General features: G+C 71.5%; 19 protein-coding genes. 10 read left to right on the top strand and 9 right to left on the bottom strand.

Annotated elements, in window-relative coordinates:
* Window positions 1-64 precede the first annotated feature (64 nt).
* Window positions 65-853 (top strand): carbohydrate ABC transporter permease, encoded by a 789-nt coding sequence (locus ACQPZG_RS11760; RefSeq protein WP_433549365.1) that lies wholly within the window; start codon window positions 65-67, stop codon window positions 851-853.
* 8 nt (window positions 854-861) lie between these two features.
* Entirely contained in the window at window positions 862-2,394 is a 1,533-nt protein-coding gene (locus ACQPZG_RS11755; RefSeq protein ID WP_433545755.1) for a glycoside hydrolase family 3 protein, read from the top strand.
* Between the two features lie 81 nt (window positions 2,395-2,475).
* Here the strand turns inward: ACQPZG_RS11755 and nagB are convergent, their stop codons facing one another.
* Window positions 2,476-3,261 carry a glucosamine-6-phosphate deaminase gene (gene nagB, locus ACQPZG_RS11750; protein ID WP_433545754.1) on the bottom strand — a complete coding sequence of 262 codons (786 nt, stop codon included), beginning with the start codon at window positions 3,259-3,261 and terminating at the stop codon, window positions 2,476-2,478.
* A gap of 580 nt (window positions 3,262-3,841) precedes the next feature.
* Here nagB and ACQPZG_RS11745 point away from each other — a divergent pair.
* On the top strand, window positions 3,842-5,308 hold the full coding sequence (locus tag ACQPZG_RS11745) for a sensor histidine kinase (RefSeq protein ID WP_433545753.1): 1,467 nt from the start codon (window positions 3,842-3,844) through the stop codon (window positions 5,306-5,308).
* Between the two features lie 259 nt (window positions 5,309-5,567).
* Here the strand turns inward: ACQPZG_RS11745 and ACQPZG_RS11740 are convergent, their stop codons facing one another.
* Together ACQPZG_RS11740 and ACQPZG_RS11735 are read right to left on the bottom strand one after the other, a co-directional pair.
* Window positions 5,568-5,825: a WhiB family transcriptional regulator gene (locus ACQPZG_RS11740; RefSeq protein WP_004937597.1), complete on the bottom strand. Its 258-nt coding sequence runs from the start codon at window positions 5,823-5,825 to the stop codon at window positions 5,568-5,570.
* Between the two features lie 328 nt (window positions 5,826-6,153).
* On the bottom strand, window positions 6,154-7,125 hold the full coding sequence (locus tag ACQPZG_RS11735) for a diacylglycerol/lipid kinase family protein (protein ID WP_433545752.1): 972 nt from the start codon (window positions 7,123-7,125) through the stop codon (window positions 6,154-6,156).
* 171 nt (window positions 7,126-7,296) lie between these two features.
* On the opposite strand from ACQPZG_RS11735, the gene ACQPZG_RS11730 reads away from it, so the two are divergent.
* Complete coding sequence (locus ACQPZG_RS11730) at window positions 7,297-7,776, top strand: hypothetical protein (protein ID WP_433545751.1); 480 nt, start codon at window positions 7,297-7,299, stop codon at window positions 7,774-7,776.
* A 45-nt stretch (window positions 7,777-7,821) separates the two neighbouring features.
* Here ACQPZG_RS11730 and ACQPZG_RS11725 read toward each other — a convergent pair whose 3' ends face one another.
* The 3 genes from ACQPZG_RS11725 to ACQPZG_RS11715 form a co-directional block, all read right to left on the bottom strand.
* Window positions 7,822-8,946, bottom strand: coding sequence for an RNA polymerase sigma factor SigF (locus ACQPZG_RS11725; RefSeq protein ID WP_433545750.1), 1,125 nt, complete (start codon window positions 8,944-8,946; stop codon window positions 7,822-7,824).
* Window positions 8,943-9,356, bottom strand: a complete 414-nt coding sequence (locus tag ACQPZG_RS11720) for an anti-sigma regulatory factor (protein ID WP_185032869.1) — start codon at window positions 9,354-9,356, stop codon at window positions 8,943-8,945. The genes ACQPZG_RS11725 and ACQPZG_RS11720 overlap by 4 nt, the downstream gene beginning before the upstream one ends.
* 257 nt (window positions 9,357-9,613) lie before the next feature.
* Window positions 9,614-9,874 (bottom strand): UBP-type zinc finger domain-containing protein, encoded by a 261-nt coding sequence (locus tag ACQPZG_RS11715; protein ID WP_433545749.1) that lies wholly within the window; start codon window positions 9,872-9,874, stop codon window positions 9,614-9,616.
* 66 nt (window positions 9,875-9,940) lie between these two features.
* On the opposite strand from ACQPZG_RS11715, the gene ACQPZG_RS11710 reads away from it, so the two are divergent.
* Window positions 9,941-11,533: a Na+/H+ antiporter gene (locus tag ACQPZG_RS11710; protein ID WP_433545748.1), complete on the top strand. Its 1,593-nt coding sequence runs from the start codon at window positions 9,941-9,943 to the stop codon at window positions 11,531-11,533.
* A 107-nt stretch (window positions 11,534-11,640) separates the two neighbouring features.
* Here ACQPZG_RS11710 and ACQPZG_RS11705 read toward each other — a convergent pair whose 3' ends face one another.
* Together ACQPZG_RS11705 and ACQPZG_RS11700 are read right to left on the bottom strand one after the other, a co-directional pair.
* Window positions 11,641-12,648: a 1-aminocyclopropane-1-carboxylate deaminase/D-cysteine desulfhydrase gene (locus tag ACQPZG_RS11705; protein ID WP_433545747.1), complete on the bottom strand. Its 1,008-nt coding sequence runs from the start codon at window positions 12,646-12,648 to the stop codon at window positions 11,641-11,643.
* A gap of 286 nt (window positions 12,649-12,934) precedes the next feature.
* Window positions 12,935-13,525, bottom strand: a complete 591-nt coding sequence (locus tag ACQPZG_RS11700) for an N-acetylmuramoyl-L-alanine amidase (RefSeq protein WP_433545746.1) — start codon at window positions 13,523-13,525, stop codon at window positions 12,935-12,937.
* 613 nt (window positions 13,526-14,138) lie between these two features.
* On the opposite strand from ACQPZG_RS11700, the gene ACQPZG_RS11695 reads away from it, so the two are divergent.
* The 3 genes from ACQPZG_RS11695 to ACQPZG_RS11685 all read left to right on the top strand — a co-directional run bounded on the left by ACQPZG_RS11695 (window position 14,139) and on the right by ACQPZG_RS11685 (window position 17,458).
* Window positions 14,139-15,551 (top strand): family 2B encapsulin nanocompartment shell protein, encoded by a 1,413-nt coding sequence (locus ACQPZG_RS11695; protein ID WP_433545745.1) that lies wholly within the window; start codon window positions 14,139-14,141, stop codon window positions 15,549-15,551.
* A 134-nt stretch (window positions 15,552-15,685) separates the two neighbouring features.
* A complete protein-coding gene (locus ACQPZG_RS11690; protein ID WP_433545744.1) occupies window positions 15,686-16,744 on the top strand; it encodes a family 2 encapsulin nanocompartment cargo protein polyprenyl transferase in 1,059 nt (352 codons plus the stop codon).
* A gap of 120 nt (window positions 16,745-16,864) precedes the next feature.
* On the top strand, window positions 16,865-17,458 hold the full coding sequence (locus ACQPZG_RS11685) for a GNAT family N-acetyltransferase (RefSeq protein ID WP_433545743.1): 594 nt from the start codon (window positions 16,865-16,867) through the stop codon (window positions 17,456-17,458).
* A 34-nt stretch (window positions 17,459-17,492) separates the two neighbouring features.
* Here ACQPZG_RS11685 and ACQPZG_RS11680 read toward each other — a convergent pair whose 3' ends face one another.
* Entirely contained in the window at window positions 17,493-18,074 is a 582-nt protein-coding gene (locus ACQPZG_RS11680; RefSeq protein WP_433545742.1) for a TetR/AcrR family transcriptional regulator, read from the bottom strand.
* Between the two features lie 139 nt (window positions 18,075-18,213).
* Here ACQPZG_RS11680 and ACQPZG_RS11675 point away from each other — a divergent pair, with 139 nt between their 5' ends.
* Together ACQPZG_RS11675 and ACQPZG_RS11670 are read left to right on the top strand one after the other, a co-directional pair.
* Window positions 18,214-18,807: a dihydrofolate reductase family protein gene (locus tag ACQPZG_RS11675; RefSeq protein ID WP_433545741.1), complete on the top strand. Its 594-nt coding sequence runs from the start codon at window positions 18,214-18,216 to the stop codon at window positions 18,805-18,807.
* 5 nt (window positions 18,808-18,812) lie between these two features.
* Window positions 18,813-19,400: a dihydrofolate reductase family protein gene (locus ACQPZG_RS11670; protein ID WP_433545740.1), complete on the top strand. Its 588-nt coding sequence runs from the start codon at window positions 18,813-18,815 to the stop codon at window positions 19,398-19,400.
* Window positions 19,401-19,428: the final 28 nt, after the last annotated feature.

Below are 19,428 nucleotides of genomic sequence, written 5' to 3'. Positions count from 1 at the left end.
CCCCGTCGGCAAGCGGCCCGTGGGCAAGCGCGCCAAGGTCGTCGGGAAGGCCGGCAAGAACGTCCTGGCCCTCCTGGTGGCGGCGGTCTTCGTCTTCCCCGTCTACTGGATGTTCTCCTCGTCCCTGAAGCCGAAGGCGGAGATCCTCACCAAGGACCCGGTGTTCGTCTTCTCCCCGACGGCGGAGAACTACGCCAAGGCGTCCGGCGTCGACATGTTCTGGACGTACGTGCAGAACAGCTTCATGGTCACCATCGGCGCGGTCCTCCTGGCGCTGATCGTCGCGCTCGCGGCGAGCTTCGCCATCGCGCGGATGAGGTTCCGTGGCCGCAAGGGGCTCGTCCTCGGCGTGATGATGGCCCAGATGGCGCCCTGGGAGGTCATGGTGATCGTGATGTACATGATCGCCCGCGACTCCGACATGCTGAACAGCATCGCGACGCTCACCCTGGTCTACTTCGTCATGGTGCTGCCCTTCACCATCTGGACGCTGCGCGGCTTCATCGCCGCCGTCCCGGTGGAACTGGAGGAGGCGGCGATGATCGACGGCTGCTCCCGCACCCAGGCCTTCTTCAAGGTGATCTTCCCGCTGCTGGCGCCGGGCCTCATGTCGACCTCCCTCTTCGGCTTCATCACGGCCTGGAACGAGTTCGCCATGGTGCTGATCCTCAACAAGGAGGACTACGCGCAGACGCTGCCGCTGTGGCTGACCCAGTTCAACACCGCGTTCGGCAACGACTGGGGCGCGACGATGGCCGCCGCCTCGATGTTCACCGTGCCCGTGCTCATCGTGTTCCTCTTCCTCCAGCGCAAGGCCGTCGGCGGCATGACCGCCGGCGCAGTGAAGGGATGACCTCACCCATGGCGACTGCCACGCGCTCCACCGACACCCTCACGCGGGACGCCCTCGCCGTCCTCCAGCCCGGCTTCACCGGGACCAGCGCCCCCGACTGGCTGCTGCGCAGCGTGGGCGAAGGGCTGTCCTCGGTCGGCCTGTTCGGACGCAACATCGCCTCGCCCGAACAACTGGCGGCCCTCACCGCCCAGTTGCGGGCCGAGCGGGACGACGTGCTGGTCGCCATCGACGAGGAGGGCGGCGACGTCACCCGCCTCGAAGTACGCGGCGGTTCGTCCTTCCCCGGCAACCTCGCCCTCGGCGCGGTCGACGACACCGACCTGACCCGCGAGGTCGCCCGCGAACTGGGCCGCCGGCTCGCCGAGTGCGGCGTCAACCTCAACTGGGCGCCGTCCGCGGACGTCAACTCCGACCCGGGCAACCCGGTCATCGGCGTACGGTCCTTCGGCGCCGACCCGCACCTGGCCGCCCGGCACACCGCCGCGTACGTCGAGGGCCTCCAGGCATCGGGCGTCGCCGCCTGCACCAAGCACTTCCCCGGACACGGCGACACCAACGTCGATTCGCACCACGACCTGCCCCGCATCGATGTGGGACTGGACACACTGCACGCCCGTGAACTGGTGCCTTTCCGGGCGGCCATCGCCGCGGGTTCCAAAACGGTCATGAGTGCGCATATCCTGCTCCCTGCGCTCGACCCCACCCGCCCCGCGACTCTCAGCCCGCAGATCCTCACCGGTCTGCTCCGGGAGGAACTGGGCTACCAGGGGCTGATCATCACGGACGGCATGGAGATGCAGGCCATCTCCGCGACGTACGGAATCGAGCGCGGCTCCGTCCTGGCGATCGCCGCGGGAGCCGACGCGATCTGCGTCGGTGGCGGCCTCGCCGACGAGGAGACCGTCCTGCTGCTGCGCGACGCGCTGGTGGCGGCGGTCCGCTCCGGCGAACTGCCGGAGGAGCGGCTGGCCGACGCGGCGGCGAGGGTGCGTTCCCTCGCCACGTGGACCCAGCGGGCCCGGACTTCGGGGCCGGGCGCGGCAGTGCAGGAGGGGACCGCGCCCGGCAACGAGACCGGCCGTAGCGCCACGCGCGAGGTGGGCCTGGACGCCGCCCGCCGGGCCGTGCGCGTCACCCGTGCCCCGGGCGCCGCCCCGCTGTCGTCCGCCCCGTACGTGGCGGCCCTCACCCCGGTGGCGAACATCGCCGTCGGCGACGAGACCCCCTGGGGCGTCGCCGCCGACCTCGCCCGTCACCTGCCCGGAACCGAGACCGGCGCGTTCACCGCCGAGACCGGCTCCGCCGAAGCGATCCTCGCCGCGGCCGGGGGCCGCCGGATCGTCGCGGTCGTACGGGACGAACACCGCCACCCGTGGATGGCAGCCGTCCTCGACGGCCTGCTCGCGGCCCGCGCGGACACCGTCGTGGTCGAGATGGGCGTTCCCCAGGCGACCCCGCGCGGCGCCCTGCACGTGGCGACGCACGGCGCGGCCCGCGTCTGCGGCACGGCCGCCGCCGAAGCGCTCGTCGGCCGGTAGGCGACCCGGGAGCACGCAAGAGGCCGGGCGGGCCCGCTGAGGGGTCGCCCGGCCTTCCTGTGCCGATCTGCTCCGCGGGGCTCAGATCCCCTGCCACACCGGCTTGTTGGCGTACGTGTGGCGGAAGTAGTCCGCGAGCTTCAGCTTGGAGGCGGCCGCCTCGTCCACGACCATGGTCGCGTGCGGGTGCAGCTGGAGCGCGGAGGCGGGCACCAGCGCGGACAGCGGGCCCTCGACGGTCTGCGCGACGGCCTCCGCCTTGCCCTCGCCGGTCGCCAGCAGCACGAGGTGGCGGGCGTCCAGGATGGTGCCGATGCCCTGGGTGATGACGTGGCGCGGGACCTGGGCGGTGTCGCCGTCGAAGAAGCGCGCGTTGTCGTCGATGGTCTGCTGGGTGAGCGTCTTGATCCGGGTCCGGGAAGCCAGCGACGAGCAGGGCTCGTTGAAGCCGATGTGCCCGTCGGTGCCGATGCCCAGGATCTGGAGGTCGACGCCGCCCGCCTCGGCGAGCGCCTTGTCGTACGCCTCGCAGGCTCCCTGGACGTCCTCGGCGGACCCGTCCGGGCCGAAGAAGGATGCCTCGGTCAGCCCCAGCGGCTCGACGACCTCGCGCAGCACGGTCGCCCGGTAGGACTCGGGGTGCCCGGCGGGCAGACCCACGTACTCGTCGAGCTGGCAGATCCGGGCCTGCGACACGTCCAGTCCGCTGCCCTTCACCTTGGCCGTCAGCGCCTGGTAGATGGGCAGCGGGGAGGAGCCGGTGGCCACACCGAGCAGGGCGTCGGGCTTGCGGCCCAGCAGGTCCACGATGCTCTGCGCGATGAGCTCGCCGCCCGCCTTCGCGTCCGGAACGATGACAACTTCCACGCTGATGCCTGCCTATCTGGAAGAAGGGGGATGAGGGGGGCCGAAAACGATCTGTGGTATAGACCAATCTAGCAGAGGTGGGTGGTCCCTCCCATGGTCGTCCGCGCCGCCCGCTCCGGCACTTCGGCACCGCTCGTCGAGCCCCGCCGTACGCGCGCCGAGGGCGTTGCCGGGCGCCGCGTCGCCCGGCTCCACAGCGGGGCGGATGCGGACGCGTGGAGGCGCGCCCCAGGGGGGAGTGGGCGGGGAAGAGGGGGCGCGGGCGGGAGGGGCGTTGACGGCCCGGGGGCGACGAAGCGTCCGGCCCCGGAAAGACCCGCGGGCCACGGCGCCCGGTGGGACCCTCGGCCCACCCGGCACCGCAGCCCGGAGTTGCTCGGCCGGCGGCGTGCGGTGCCTCCGGCCGTGTGGAGGGGCGGGCGCAGTCAGGGCAGAGAGCGCCGTCCTCCGATTTCATCCTCCTGTGCGGGGAGGATGAAGCTTTGCCCGGTCATTGTGGACTAGACCAGTAATGCCTGTCTACGGGATGCGCACGCCGGTTGTCGTGGAGGTTACGGGTATGTTCGACGGTGTGCCCTCCATGAACGATCTCGTACGCCAGCACACCGCCCTCAGCGACACCGACCTTGAGTGGCTCCACCTGCTGGTCTCGGAGTGGCAGCTGCTCTCCGACCTGTCCTTCGCCGACCTGGTGCTGTGGGTTCCGACCCGCGACGGCACCCGGTACGTCTCGGTGGCGCAGATGCGGCCGAACACCGGTCCGACCTCGTACCACGACGACATGGTGGGGCATCTCGTCCCGCGCGGCCGCCGTCCCCTGCTCGACGCGGCGCTCGACGAGGGCCGCATCGTGCGCGAGGGCGACCCGGAGTGGCGCGAGGAGGTGCCGGTGCGGGTCGAGTCGATCCCGGTACGGCGGGAGGGCCGCGTCCTGGGGGTCATCGGGCGCAACACCAACCTCCTGACCGTCCGTACGCCGAGCCGGCTGGAACTCACGTACCTCCAGAGCGCCTCCGACCTGGCCCAGATGATCGCCGCCGGTTCGTTCCCCTTCCCCGGCCAGCAGGTCGACATGGACGCGTCCCCGCGGGTGGGCGACGGGCTGATGCGGCTCGACGCGGACGGCCTCGTCCAGTACGCGAGCCCCAACGCCCTGTCCGCGTACCACCGGCTCGGCCTCGCCTCCGATCTGGTCGGCCACCACCTGGGCCGGGCCACCGCCGAACTCGCCCCGTCCCGCGGTCCGGTGGACGAGGCCCTGGTCAAACTGGCCAGCGGTTACGCGCCGAGGGAGACGGAGGTCGAGGGCAGCGGGGGAGTGATCCAGCTCCGAGCCATCCCGCTCAAGCCCAAGGGCACCCGGATCGGCTCCCTGGTGCTCTGCCGGGACGTGACGGAACTGCGCCGCCGCGAGCGGGAGTTGATCACCAAGGACGCCACCATCCGGGAGATCCACCACCGGGTGAAGAACAACCTCCAGACCGTCGCCGCCCTCCTGCGGCTCCAGTCCCGCAGGATGGACTCCGACCAGGGGCGCGAAGCACTCAACGAGGCCGTGCGGCGGGTCGGTTCGATCGCGATCGTCCACGAGACGCTGTCCCAGAACCTGGACGAGCGCGTCGAGTTCGACGAGATCGCGGACCGGGTCCTCGCGATGGTGGCGGAGATCTCGCCGGGGAAGGTGACCTGCCGGCGGACCGGGCGGTTCGGGATCCTGGACGCCGAGGTGGCGACACCGCTCTCGATGGTGCTGACGGAGATTCTGCAGAACGCCCTGGAGCACGCCTTCGTCCAGGGCGAGCAGGGCACCGTCGAGGTCTCCGCGCTGCGCGGCGGCACACCGGCGGAGGCGCGACTGCTGATCACCGTGCTCGACGACGGGTGCGGCCTGCCCGAGGGCTTCGACGCCCAGCGGACCGGAAATCTGGGGTTGCAGATCGTACGGACGCTGGTCGAGGGCGAGTTGGGCGGGACCTTCGACATGGTTCCCGGCCGCGAGCGTGGCACCCGGGTGGTGCTGGACATTCCCGTACGTCCGCAGAAGTAGTCGCCGTACGCGGGGAAGCGGTCGCCGTCCGCGGAAGAGTTCACCGTACGCGAGGGCGACCGCCGAACGGGCAAGTGGTCGCCGCCGCCCCGCGCCTCGGTGTCGGGGACAGCACAGAGCCCCGGACCGAGGTGACGGTCCGGGGCTCAACTGCTCACGCTCTGTTGCGCATCCGGGGGTACTGCGCGCTGCGTTTCGGGGGCGGTGACTGCATACGCGCTGTATGCGCCGCCGAGCAAAGGCTCGAAGCAGGGGTGGGTCAGGCGGTCGCGTTGCGCGCCCGGTTGCGGGCGGCACGGCGCTTCATCGCGCGGCGCTCGTCCTCGCTGAGGCCACCCCAGACACCCGAGTCCTGGCCGGACTCGAGCGCCCACTGCAGGCACTGCTCCATGACGGGGCAGCGGCGGCAGACGGCCTTGGCTTCCTCGATCTGCAGCAGCGCAGGACCGGTGTTGCCGATGGGGAAGAACAGCTCCGGGTCTTCCTCACGACAAACGGCGTTGTGACGCCAGTCCATGGCTGCTACCTCTCCTTGAATGATCTTGTATGTCAGACACATTGCTTGTGAATGTGAACGCTTTCACGAATCCCCTCACGAGGGAAGGGCCGACTTCCAGTCGAGACTGGTTGTGGTCCTGTGTGTGAGGAGGGATTCCGGTTTTCAGGGAGGCCGGTGTTGCGGGCCGTCCCGATCGCCATGAAGAGACTCGCAAACCTCGACGACGGATACAACCCCTTCCGAGAAGTTTTTTTTGATTCCTCGGTGTCGGCTAGCTCACAGCCGTACTTCTAAGGGGTGGAGTCCAGTCCGTACGTTCGAGATAAAGGACTTTGGGCCCTTCCACTCACACAATCACACGCAGTGCACGGCGAACGCCTGTGAACGCCACGCTGGTACGCAGCCCCAGGTGGTCGCCGTCCATTTGAAGGGGCAGTGGAACCTTGGAATGCAAGGTGAAGTCCGTGAGGTCATGCAGGGTGACTGCGTGCTTGCCGTGAGGGCCGCGCTCCGGCGACGAGGTGAGGAGCTGGGTGGCGTAGCGGGTCACCGCGGGGGTGGAGAGCCGGCTCAAGCCGAGCACGTCCAGGGCGGTGTCGAAGGACGCCTCGGGGGACGCGTACAGGGGGCGATTGCCCAGGTAGGTCCACGGGGAGGTGTTGCAGACTATCGACAGGACGAGGTCGGTCACCGGGTCCTCGCCGGCGCGCTTCAGGGTGATCACACCGTGTCTGCGGTGCGGCTCGTCCAGGAACTGGCGTACCACCTGGCGCAGATACAGGGCGTGCGTCGACCGCTTTCCGCGCTCCCGCTGCTGTTCGACCCGGCCGATGACGCCCGCGTCGAATCCGAGGCCGGCGCAGAAGGTGAACCAGCGCTCCGGAACGGCTTCGTCCTCCGTGCCGGGTACGCCCTTCGTGCGGCCGAGGCTCACTGTGCGTTCGCTTCCGGTACGCAGGGCGTCCAGAAGGGCGCCGGTCGCTTCGACGGCGTCGTTGGGCAGACCGAGGGCGCGGGCGAAGACGTTGGTGGAGCCGCCGGGGACGACGGCGAGGCGCGGGAGGCGGTCGAGATCGGGACCGTCGTGGAGGAGACCGTTCACGACCTCGTTGACGGTGCCGTCGCCGCCCAGGGCGACGACCAGGTCGAGGGTGTCGGAGTTGTCCGCGGCGCGCCGGCCGACGTCGCGGGCGTGGCCGCGGTACTCGGTGGTGACCGTCTCCAGCTTCATCTCGCTGGCGAGGGCGTGCAGGAGGACGTCCCTGGTGCGGGCACTGGTGGTGGTGGCAGCTGGATTGACCACGAGGAGTGCGCGCATGCGGGGAAGGTTACCTGGGTGGGGGTTCGTGGACGGGGGCAGGTCGGGTCCCTCCGCGGCGAGGGGAGGGGAGGGAAGAGGCGGGGCGGGTGGTGGCCGGACCTTGAGGGGGGCAATCGCGTGGGGTGCTCCCGAGGGGGCTCGGGCGGGATGGGACGTTAGGGTGCGGGGGTGAGTGAGAAGCGTGGTCGGAAGCCGGAATCCAAGCCTGATCCGTTGGACGAGGTGCCGGCGGTACCGCATCCCCCGAAGCCGCGGCCCGCACGGCTGGGAGTCGCCGCCGCCCTGGTGGCGGCCGAGGGCGCGGCACTCGTCGCGCTGGGGCTGTACCTGCTGGTGATGGGCTTGCTGGGCAGCCCCGACCGGCCGGAGCAGGCGGAGATGGGCGGAATCACACTGATCGCACTGGGCGTGCTGCCGCTGGTGGCGGCGAACGGGCTGCGGCTGCGGCGGAGCTGGAGCCGGGGGCCCGCGGTGATCACGCAGCTGATGGCGCTGCCCGTGGCGTACACCCTGCTGACGACCGAAGGCGGCTTCTCTATCCCCGGCGGGATCGCGCTCGCCGTCGTGGCCGTCGTCTCGATGGTGCTGCTGCTGAACCCGGCCGTGGTGGACGCGCTGGGCATCAAGAGGGGCCCGCGCGGCGCCTGAGCGCCGGACACGAGCCCCTCCCGTACGGGCCGCTGCCGGTACGCGCTACTCCTCCACCAGCAGTTTCTCCCGGAGCTGGGCCAGGGTGCGGGCCAGCAGGCGGGACACGTGCATCTGCGAGATGCCGACCTCCTGCGCGATCTGCGACTGCGTCATGTTCCCGAAGAAGCGCAGGAGCAGGATCCGCTTCTCGCGCGGCGGAAGGTCCTCCAGCAGCGGTTTGAGGGACTCGCGGTACTCGACGCCCTCCAGCGCCACGTCCTCCGAGCCCAGGGTGTCCGCGACCGCCGGGGACTCGTCGTCCGTGTCGGGGACGTCCAGGGAGAGCGTGGAGTACGCGTTGGCGGACTCCAGACCCTCCAGCACCTCCTCCTCCGAGATCGCCAGCCGCTCCGCCAGCTCGTGCACGGTCGGCGACCGGCCGTGCTGCTGGGAGAGCTCGGCGGTCGCCGAGGTGAGGGAGAGCCGCAGCTCCTGGAGGCGGCGCGGTACCCGTACCGCCCATCCCTTGTCGCGGAAGTGGCGTTTGATCTCGCCCACGACGGTGGGGGTCGCGTACGTGGAGAACTCGACGCCGCGCTCGGGGTCGAACCGGTCCACCGACTTGATCAGGCCGATCGTGGCGACCTGGGTCAGATCGTCCAGCGGCTCCCCGCGGTTGCGGAAGCGCCGTGCGAGGTGCTCGACCAGCGGGAGGTGCATCCGCACCAGCCGGTTGCGCAGCTCGGCCTTCTCGGTCGAGCCGTCGGGCAGCTCGCGGAGCTGGATGAACAGTGCCCGCGCACCGCTGCGGTCCCGCGGGTTGGGCGGGAGCTCCTGTTCCTCGCGCTCCTTGTGCACCTCGGGTGCTTCCGGCGTCCGGGACACCTCGTGCTTCTTGTGCGCCTCGGGCGTCTCAAGCGCCCCCTGCACCTCGTGCGCCTCGGGGCGCACATCCTTCTCGTCGCTCATCTGGTCCGCCGCCCGCTCCGCTGCCTGCTGCACCTGAGCCCTGCCCGCCGCGCCCGCCGCGGCTTTCACCGGGACGGCCGCGGCCGCCCCGGTCCTCTGCGCAGCCTCGTACGCCACGGCACGCCCGTCCACCGGGTGCGGGCGGGCCTGCTGCTCAGGAATCCCGTCCAGCGCCCGTGAACTGCGCTCGTCGTCCCGCACCGGCCCGTCCCCGCTCACGCCGGACCGGGTCCTGCGCCGCGCTGTTTGTAGAGGCTGATGCTGACCGTACGGTCGTCGGCCACGGTCGCGTCGACCTTGCCGGCGAGTGCGGAGAGCACCGTCCACGCGAACGTGTCGCGCTCGGGGGCGCGGCCGTCCGTGGTGGGGGCCGTGACGGTCACTTCCAGTGAGTCGTCCACGAGCCGGAACACACAGCTGAGGACGGAGCCGGGCACGGCCTGCTGGAGCAGGATCGCGCAGGCTTCGTCCACTGCGATGCGCAAGTCCTCGATCTCGTCGAGGGTGAAGTCCAAACGCGCTGCGAGGCCGGCCGTGGCCGTACGCAGCACCGACAGGTAGGCACCCGCAGCGGGCAGCCGGACCTCCACGAAGTCCTGGTTCCCGGGCTCGCCTGCGATAGGGGACACCCTCACCTCCAAGGTGGCACAAGCGGTACGTCTGATACGTCTCTCGCCGGTGACGCTATCGTGATCCGCCGTTCCGTGTCGCCAGGCCCCCCGCCCGGCGAACCGTCACTCATGGTAGGCATGCGGGCACGGAAAGTGGCTAGGGGTGTGCGGAGCCCAATTGGGCGGTACCGGTGAGGGGTTGACGTACCCCGGGGCCGCCCCTCCGAACCGCTTCGTCACGGTGTCGCAACCGGCTCCCGCCCGTTTTCGCCCCCTCAGACGATCGCGCCGTCGACGAAGCACCAGCGCCAGCTCTCGCCCGGCTCGAAGCTGCGCATCACGGGGTGCCCGGTGTCGCCGAAGTGCCGGGTGGCGTGCCGTCCGGGTGAGGAGTCGCAGCAGCCGACGTGCCCGCAGCCGAGACAGATCCGCAGCTGGACCGGATGGGTGCCGGCGGCCAGGCATTCGAGGCAGGTGTCGCTCAGCGGGTCGGGCTGCGGGTGCGGCAGCTCTTCGACGTGCGGGCAGTCCTTCATGATTGCCAGCGTACGCGCGGACGTGGCCCGCGTGCGTGGCCGCCGACCGGGACGGGACGAGAACCGATGGACGCGACACCCCTGCTGGCACTGGTCGCCGTGAGCGCCGCGGTGGCCGGCCTGGCCCGGCGGACCCCGGTGCCTGCGCCGCTGCTGCTCGTCGCGGTGGGCATCGCGGCGTCGTTCGTGCCCGGGATGCCGGACTTCACGCTCGACCCGCACATCGTGCTGCCGCTGCTGCTGCCGCCCCTGCTGCACACCGCCGCGCTGGAGAGCTCGTACCTGGACCTGAGAGCCAACCTGCGGCCGGTGGCCCTCCTCTCCGTGGGCTACGTGCTGTTCGCGACCGTGACGGTCGGCTGGCTGGTGAGCCTGCTGGTGCCGGCTCTGCCGCTGGCCTCGGCCCTGGTGCTCGGCGCGGTGATCGCGCCGCCGGACGCGGTGGCGGCGACCGCCATCGCCCGGAAGCTCGGGCTGCCGCCCCGTATCACCGCGATCCTCCAGGGGGAGTCGCTGGTCAACGACGCCACGGCGATCACCGCGTACAAGGTGGCCCTCGGCGCGGCCGTCGGGGTCGGCGCGAGCTGGGGCACGGGGGTACGGGAGTTCCTGGTCGCGGCGGTGGGCGGGGTGGGCGTCGGGCTGCTGCTGACGTTGCCGCTGCACTGGCTGCGCACGCGGCTGCGGGAGCCGATCCTGCAGAACACCCTCTCGCTGCTCATCCCGTTTGTCGCGTATGCGACGGCCGAGCACGTCCACGCGTCCGGAGTGCTGGCCGTGGTCGTCGTGGCGCTCTTCCTCGGGCACCGGTCGTGGAAGGTGGACTTCGCGACGCGGCTCCAGGAGGAAGCCGTCTGGAAGATGGTCTCCTTCGTGCTGGAGTCGGTCGTCTTCACGCTGATCGGCTTGCAGCTTCCGGTGGTGCTGCGCGGGCTGGGGCAGTACGGCGGCGGCGAACTTCTCCGGTACGCGGTCGTGGTGTTCGTGCTGGTGGTCGCGGTGCGGTTCGTGTGGGTGTTCCCGGCGACGAGTGTCCCGCGCCGGCTCTCGCGGCGGATCAGGGCCCGGGAGCCGGACGTCGACTGGAAGGGCCCGGTGATCGTCGGGTGGGCCGGGATGCGCGGCGTCGTCTCGCTCGCCATCGCCTTCTCGATTCCGGTGGTGGCGGACGGGAAGCCGTTCCCGGGACGCGACCTGATCCTCTTCCTCACCTTCACGACCGTGATCGGGACCCTCGGCGTCCAGGGCGTGACGCTGGCCCCGCTGATCCGCGCGCTCAAACTGCCGAAGCGGGACGCGCACCGGGCGACGCTCCAGGAGGCGCAGGCCCAGAGCGAGGCGTCGACGGCGGCGGAGGCACGGCTGGCGGAGCTGCTGGCGGACGAACGCAACGCCCTGCCCGGCCCCCTGGCCGACCGGCTGCGCGCCGTACTGGAACGGCGGCGGAACGCGGTGTGGGAACGGCTGGGAACGGTCAACGAAGCCACCGGGGAGTCGGCGGACGCGACGTACCGGCGGATGGCGCGCGAGGTGATCGACGTGGAACGCGCGGTCTTCGTGGAACTGCGCGACGCGCGCCGCATCGACGACGAACTGATGCGGGTGCTCCTGCGACGCCTGGACCTGGAGGAGGCGGCGGGGTGGCGGGAGGCGGAGTAGCCGGCGCCGCGCCGCCCGGGGCGGCGGGTACGCGGTGGGCGGCGCCGTGCTGCCGAGCCGTGCCGTCGCCGCGCCGCCGTTCGGTCACTGCGGCCACCGGCTCCCCGCTATGACCGCGCTGCCTCCCAGGGGCGTCCCGTGACCACCGCCGCCATCCGCGTCCCCGGTGCGAACTCTCCCCGACGCGTCAGCGTCAGCAGCCCGTACAGCAGCTTCGCCACGTACAGCCGCTCCACCTCCATCCCGTGCCGCTCCTCGAAGTCCTCGGCGAAGGCGTGGAGTTCGGGCGGGGTACGGGCGTAACCCCCGAAGTGGAAGCCGTCCGCGAGGGCCCAGGAGGCGGTCGGGGCGCCGAAGGCGGACGTCTGGAGGGCGCGGACCTCCGCCTCCAGGAAGCCGCCCTTCAGCACCGGCACGCCGAGCGCGCGCTGTCCGGGGCCCAGGCCCGCCGCCAGTCCGGCGAGCGTGCCGCCGGTGCCGCAGGCCACGCCCACCACATCCGCGGCGCCCCGCAGTTCTTCCCCGAGTTCCGCGCAGCCCTGGGCCGCGAGCTCGTTGCTGCCGCCCTCGGGCACGACGTACGCGTCGGGGAAGGGGGTGGTGGGGAGGAGCGCGGCGAGGTGGTCGGGGTCGGCGCGGCGGCGGTAGTCCGTGCGGGACACGAAGTGCAGGTGCATGCCGTCGGCCGCGCACTGGGCGAGGGAGGGGTTCAGCGGGCGGTCGGCCAGTTCCTCGCCGCGGACGACGCCGACGGTCGGGAAGCCCAGCAGGCGGCCCGCGGCGGCGGTGGCGCGCAGGTGGTTGGAGTAGGCGCCGCCGAAGGTGAGCATTGGGCGGCCGGCGGCGGCGCGCAGGTTGGGCGCGAGCTTGCGCCACTTGTTGCCGGGAAGGTCGGGATGGATCAGGTCGTCCCGCTTGAGGAGGAGCCGCACCCCGTGCCGCTCGAAGCGGTCGTCCCGTACGGGGACCAGGGGGGACGGCAGCTGCGGGCGCAGGTCGTGCGGGTCGCGGACGTCGCGCACTTCGTGCGGGTCGTGGGGGTCGTGGGGGTCGTGGGGGTCGCGGACGTCGTGCGGGTCGTGGGGGTCGCGCGGGTCGTGGGACGCGGGGGGCATCCGGCAATTGTCGCGCCCGGCGGCGCGTCGCGGACTCCTGGTGCCGAGCCCCTGGCGTTCCGATCCGGCGGGTGTCCTGGTCCCGGCCGTCCTGGTGCCGGGGTCCTGGTCCCGGCCGTCCTGTGTGCCTGGCGTCCTGGTGGCCGGGGTTGCGCGGGGGGCACGGCGTATGCCTCTGGTGTCCGGTGCTTGGCGTCGCGCCGATGGCACGGCGTGGACCCTGGCGTCCCCCGGCTGACGTCGCGCCGGGGCGCGTCGTGGGCCACCGGCCCGTTCCGTCCCTACTTCACTTCAGCCTGTCGCGCACCCTGCCCCGCATCCAATCCATCGTGAAGCCGCGCGGGTCCACCTTGCCCGGCTGCCATTCGAGGTGGCCGATGACGGAGCGCTCGGTCCAGGAGTGGGCGCGGCAGAGGGCGGCGGAGACGCGCTCGATGGCGGCGAGCTGGACGTTCGGCCAGGGGTCGCGGCCGTCGCCGAGGTTCTCGCACTCGAAGCCGTAGAAGTGCCGGTTGCCGTCCGTGTTGGCCTCGTTGTCGGGCGGCAGGCGCTTCTCGGCGATGACGGCGCGCAGGACGTCGTCGTCGCCGAGACCGGCGTGGTTGGCCCGCCCGTAGCCGACGAGGTGAACCTTGCCGTCCTTGGCGACGACGCCGTGGCAGAGGGGTCCGGGGAGGGTGGAGTGGCCGTCGCGGCAAAGGCGGACGGTGGCGCTGGTGCCCTTGGTGACCGTGTGATGGATCATCACGCCGTGCACGGGACCCCAGGGCCCATGACCGTGGCGGTTGTGGGTGCGCCAGTTGCCCACTTCCACGACGGACACCCCTTCGTTGCGGAGGGCTCTCAGGAAGGTGTCGGCGGAGAGCGGATTGGCCATGGCTGCTGCCTCCTCATCCGGAACTGCGTGTACCGCTTGTACCGGAACCAGGACTTCCGCCGATACCTCTCTCGTACGCCGTGCGAGCCGATCCGGACAGTCGCCGTCGCCCTCGGGCGGTGGCCGGTCGCAGGTCCGGGCCGCTCGCCTCGTCACGCAGGCCCGCCGACCGGATGCTCCGGCTCGGGCCGCGCGGGGAGGACGTGCGGCGCGGCGTCCGCCAGCAGTGCGGCGAGCAGCGTGGCGAGGGTGCCGAGCGTCACGGCGAAAGCGTCGGGCCGCCCGGCCGACCGGCGAGGGATCGGCGCGAGGGAGGGCGTACGTCGAGGCGTGCGACGGGTGGCTCGGAGCGTCCGGGCCGGTGGCGCATGTGACCGGAAACAGCCCTTGCGAGACGGTCGGCCATGCCGCGGACCACGCGCGGCGAGCAGCACTTCCACGGCCTACTCAATGCCGTCGCGCGGGATTCCCGCCTCCGCGGTGATCTAGTCACACTCTTTTGTGTAATGGCGCGGCGACTCCCAGTGCTGAAAGGCTTCCTCTGCAGGTCAGGCACAGCGTGAATGAGTGCTCCACGAGCGCGATTCAGGCAAAGAACCGAAGAGGGAGACAGATGTCGGTCGAGGCAGGTCCCGAGGTCCGCGAACAGCAGGCGCCGCCGCAGCAGAGTCTCGGTACGGCCGCCGCGCGAAACCTGGCGACCACCACCAAGTCCGCCCCGCAGATGCAGGAGATCACCTCCCGGTGGCTGCTGCGCATGCTCCCCTGGGTGCAGGTCCAGGGCGGCGCGTACCGGGTCAACCGGAGGCTCAGCTACTCCGTCGGCGACGGCCGCGTCACCTTCGTGCAGACGGGCGGCCAGGTGGCCGTCATCCCCAACGAGCTGCGCGAACTGCCCGCGCTGCGGACGTACGAGGACGACGAGGCCCTCCGGGAACTGGCGCAGCGCTGCCAGCAGCGCGAGTTCGCCGCCGGGGACGTCATCGTCAGCCAGGGCGACAGCGCGGACACCGTCCACCTGCTGGCGCACGGCCGGGTCGAGAAGCTCAGCGCAGGACCGTACGGCGAGGAGCAGGTCCTCGGCACGCTCGCGGACGGCTCGTACTTCGGCGACCAGGCGCTCGTCGAGGAAGACGCCAGCTGGGGCTACACGGCGAAGGCAGCGACCGCGTGCACCGTGCTGACCCTGGCCAGGAACGACGTGCTCACGTTCGCCGACCGGTCGGACTCGCTGCGCGACCACCTCCGGCAGGCCGCCGAGCTGCCGCGCCAGCGCACCAACAGGTACGGCGAGGCACCCATCGACCTCTCCGCCGGTCACGTCGGCGAAGCCCTCGTACCGCACACCTTCGTGGACTACGAAGCCGCGCCGCGGGAGTACGAACTGTCCGTCGCGCAGACGGTGCTGAAGGTCCACACCCGGGTCGCCGACCTCTACAACAAGCCGATGAACCAGACCGAGCAGCAGCTGAGGCTGACCGTCGAGGCGCTGCGCGAGCGCCAGGAGGACGAGCTGGTCAACAACAGGGAGTTCGGGCTGCTCGCCAACTGCGACTACGGGCAGCGCCTGCAGCCGCACGACGGTGTGCCCAGCCCCGACGACCTGGACGAACTGCTCTCGCGGCGGCGCGGGAACAAGTTCTTCCTCGCCCACCCGCGCGCCATCTCCGCGATCGGCCGCGAGTTCAACAAGCGGGGGCTCGTCCCCGACAGCGTCGACATCGCCGGCAACAAGATCCCGGCCTGGCGCGGCGTGCCGATCTTCCCGTGCAACAAGATCCCGATCAGCGACGCCCGGACGACGTCGATCATCTGCATGCGTACCGGCGAGGCCGAACAGGGCGTCATCGGGCTGCACCAGACCGGACTGCCGGACGAGATCGAGCCCAGCCTGTCGGTCCGCTTCATGGGCATCGACGAACAGGCCCTCATCTCCTACCTGGTGACGGCGTACTACTCGGCAGCGGTCCTGGTGCCGGACGCCCTCGGCGTGCTGGAGAACGTCGAGATCGGGCGGTGGAGCTAGCCGGGGGCCACCGCGGGACCGGGGCGGGGTGACGGGAGGGGACGGCCCGAGGGGGTAGGGGGAGAGGGGGTGGTGGGCGGCGTACTGCATCACCTGTCCGCCACCTCCCGGTACGGAGGGAGTTGGCATTGACCATGACCACGACCCACACGACGGGCAACCCGAAGGGCGACGGCACGGAGGGCGCCGCGAGGCTCCTCGCACGCACCAGGATCGCCGTGGACCCCAGGCTCCGGACGACGGTCGAGTCGTTGCCGGGGCAGGTCCGCAGGATCGCCCGGTACCACTTCGGCTGGGAGCAGGCGGACGGCACGCCCGCCGAGGGCAACGCGGGCAAGGCGATCCGACCCGCGCTCGTCCTCGCCGCGACCCAGGCCCTGGGCGGCGATCCGCGGCAGGCCGAACGGGCTGCCGCGGCGGTCGAGTTGGCGCACAACTTCACACTGCTGCACGACGACGTGATCGACGAGGACCCGACCCGCCGGAACCGGCCCACGGCCTGGACGGTGTTCGGCGTCCCCAGCGCGATCATCACCGGCGACGCGATGTGCGCACTCGCGCTGGGGGTGCTCGCCGAGGACCCGCACCCGGCCTCGGTGAAGGCCGCCGCCCGGCTCGCCGCCTGTGTGATCGAGCTGTGCGCGGGCCAGCAGGCCGACTGCGCGTTCGAGAACCGGGCGCCGCAGGACGTCACCATCGAGGAGTGCCTCACCATGGCCGAGGCCAAGACGGGGGCGCTGCTGGGGTGCGCGTGCGCGCTGGGCGCGCTGTACGCGGGGGCCGGGGACGAGGAGGTCGAGGCGATGGACGCGTTCGGCCGGGAGGCGGGCCTCGCCTTCCAGCTGATCGACGATCTGATCGGCATCTGGGGTGATCCCGCGCGGACGGGCAAGCCGGTGGGCGCCGACCTGGTGGCGCACAAGAAGTCGCTGCCGGTGGTGGCGGCGATGGCCTCCGGGTCCCCGGCGGCCGAGGAGCTGGCCGAGCTGTACCGGGCGCCCGCCATGGACGCCTCGGCGGTACGGCGGGCCGCCGACGCCGTGGAGCGGGCGGGCGGCCGGGACTGGGCCCAGAGCCAGGCCGCCGACCGGATGGCCCGAGCCGTGGGCCACCTGTCGCGGGCGGTGCCCGACCTGGGCGCGGCGGACGAACTGCTGGCGCTCGCGGAGTTCGTCACGCGGCGCACGCGCTGACCGCGGAGGGCGGGGGCCGGCGAACCCGCCGGCCCCCGCCCCCGTACCGCCGTCTCCGCACCGTCAACTCTATGATCACGCGGGACAGTTGTGCGGTACCGCGGCGATACGGAGACGGACATGGGTGCAGGGGTGCGACGGGCGGCCGGGGACGACCGGGACCGGGTGGTGAGGCTGCTCGACGCGGCGTTCCACGACGATCCGGTGAGCCGCTGGATCCTCCCGGGGGAGGAGCACCGCCGACGCCTGCACCCGGTGCTGATGGCGACCTTCGTCGATCTCGTGCGCGAGCACGGCTGGGTGGACCTGGCGGAGGACGGCACGGCCGTCGCCCTGTGGCTGCCGACCCCGGCCGGGAAGCCCGAGCCGGACGACGGGCCCGCGCGGCTGCGGGAGGCCGTGGACCCCGACAACGAGCGGGTGGAGCTGATCGGCGCCCTGACCGCCGCGCACCACCCGCACCACGCCGCGCACCTCTACCTCTGGATGATCGCGGTGGACCCGCAGCGGCAGGGCGAGGGCCTGGGCAGCGCCCTGATGGCGCCGGTCCTGGAGCGCTGCGACCGGGAGGGGACGCCCGCGTACCTGGAGGCGAGCAGCGCGCGCAGTCGCGAGCTGTACCGGCGGCTCGGCTTCGCCGACCACGGGGAGCCGCTGCACCTCCCGTACGGCGGGCCCGCCATGTACCCGATGTGGCGCGAGCCGCAGGGCTGAGACGCGGCACCCCCGGCCCCGGTGAGTCGGGGGCTCAGCCGGGCGGCAGGGCGCGCTCCACCACCGTGTCCACGAGTGCGTCCAGCGCCCCGGGTGTTCCGGTCAGCACGTCGGGCAGCGTGAAGTGCTCGATGAGCAGCCCGGTCAGGCCCAGGTAAAGGACGCGCACGGTGTCCTCGTCGCCCGGCAGCCCGGTCGCCAGGTGGAAGCGGACGTTCGCGTCGAGGTCGTCCCGTACGGTCCGGCTCAGCGACTCGCGCAGGGCCGGCCGCCGGGTCGCTTCGAGCTTGAGTTCCAGCATCGCCAGGTAGCCGGAGCGCTCGGCGATCATGCGGCGTACGAGATCGTGCATCAGGCCCGTGACCACGGCCCGGGACGGCTCCTGGGTCAGCAGGCCGGTGATCGCCGTGATGTCCGGTGTCATGCGCGCGTGGACGCGGACCGCCGTCTGGGCGAGCAGGGCGTCCCGGTCGGCGAAGTAGTTGGAGGCGGTGCCGGTGGGCACGCCCGCGCGCGCGTCGACGGCCCGGAAGGTGAGCCCGCGGGCCCCTTCGGCGGCGAGGACCTCGATGGCGGCGTCGAGCAGGGCGGTACGGCGTTCGGGGTTCCTGGCCATGGGGATGTCTTCTCTCTCGCACTTTCTTCCGCAAGTTTTCTTCCGGCACGGGGTTGCGCAACCACTACACCTGAAGCACTATAGCCGTCGTGGTTGGGTTGCCAGGGCCTGCCACGCACCCCAGGGAAGAGGACCGCGCTTGCGCAAGCTCACGTACTACGTCGGAATGTCCCTCGACGGCTTCATCGCCGCCCCGGATCATTCGGTCGATCACTACCCGGTCAGCGAGGAGTTCCTGAAGGACTTCCTGCTCGCCGACTACGCGGACTGCGTACCGACCCACCTCAGGCGCCACTTCGGCGTCGACGACGCGCCGAACACGCGCTTCGACACGATGCTCCAGGGCCGCACCACCTACCAGCCCGCCCTCGACATCGGCATCACCAGCCCGTACGCGCACCTGCGCCAGTACGTGGTCTCCCGTTCCCTCGCCGAGGCCGGCCCCGCGCCGTCCCCCGACGTCGAGCTGGTCTGCGGCGACGTGGTCTCGAAGGTACGGGAACTCAAGGCGGAGGAGGGCGGACTCGGCATCTACCTCGCCGGCGGCGGCAAGCTCGCCGGGCAGCTCCTCGACGAGATCGACGAACTCGTCCTGAAGGTCTACCCGGTCGTCCTCGGCGACGGCATCCCCGTCTTCACCGCGGAGTTCGGCGTGCACTCCTTCGCGCTCGACGCCACCCGCACCTTCACCAACGGCACCGTCGTGCTCACCTACTCCCGTCCGAAGGGCTGACCCGCTTGCGCAAGCTGATCTACTACATCGCCACCTCCATCGACGGCTTCATCGGCCACCCGGACACCGGGGACGGCGCGTTCTTCGTACCGATGTCCTTCGGGGAGTTCCAGAGCTTCATGCTCGACGAGTTCCCCGACGCCCTGCCGACCGCGGGCCGCGAGGCCCTCGGACTGGCGGACGCGCCGCTGACCCGCTTCGACACCGTCGTCCAGGGCCGCAGGAGCAATCAGGTGGCGTACGACATGGGCATCACCAGCCCCTATGCCCACCTGCGGCAGTACGTCGTCTCCCGCAGCCTGACCGCGTACCCCGACCCCGCGGTCGAGCTGATCGGCGACGACGTCGTCGGGCAGGTCCGGAAGCTGAAGGCGGAGGACGGCCCGCTCGACATCTACCTGTGCGGCGGCAGCGAGGTCGCCGGACAGCTCATCGACGAGATCGACGAACTGGTCATCAAGACGTACCCCGTGCTGCTCGGCTCCGGGCTGCCCATGGCGTCCGCCGGATTCGCCCTCCGCGGCTACGAGTTGGCCTCCTGTCGGAGTTTCGACAACGGTGCCGTGGTCACGATGTACCGCAAGGTCCGGTGACCCGCTCCCGGACGGCCGCCGGGCGTGT

It is taken from the genome of Streptomyces sp. CA-294286 (genome assembly GCF_050947155.1).
GTDB lineage: Bacteria > Actinomycetota > Actinomycetes > Streptomycetales > Streptomycetaceae > Streptomyces.
Note: the sequence above shows the minus strand (reverse complement) of the source record. Positions and strands in the feature narration are given on the sequence as shown.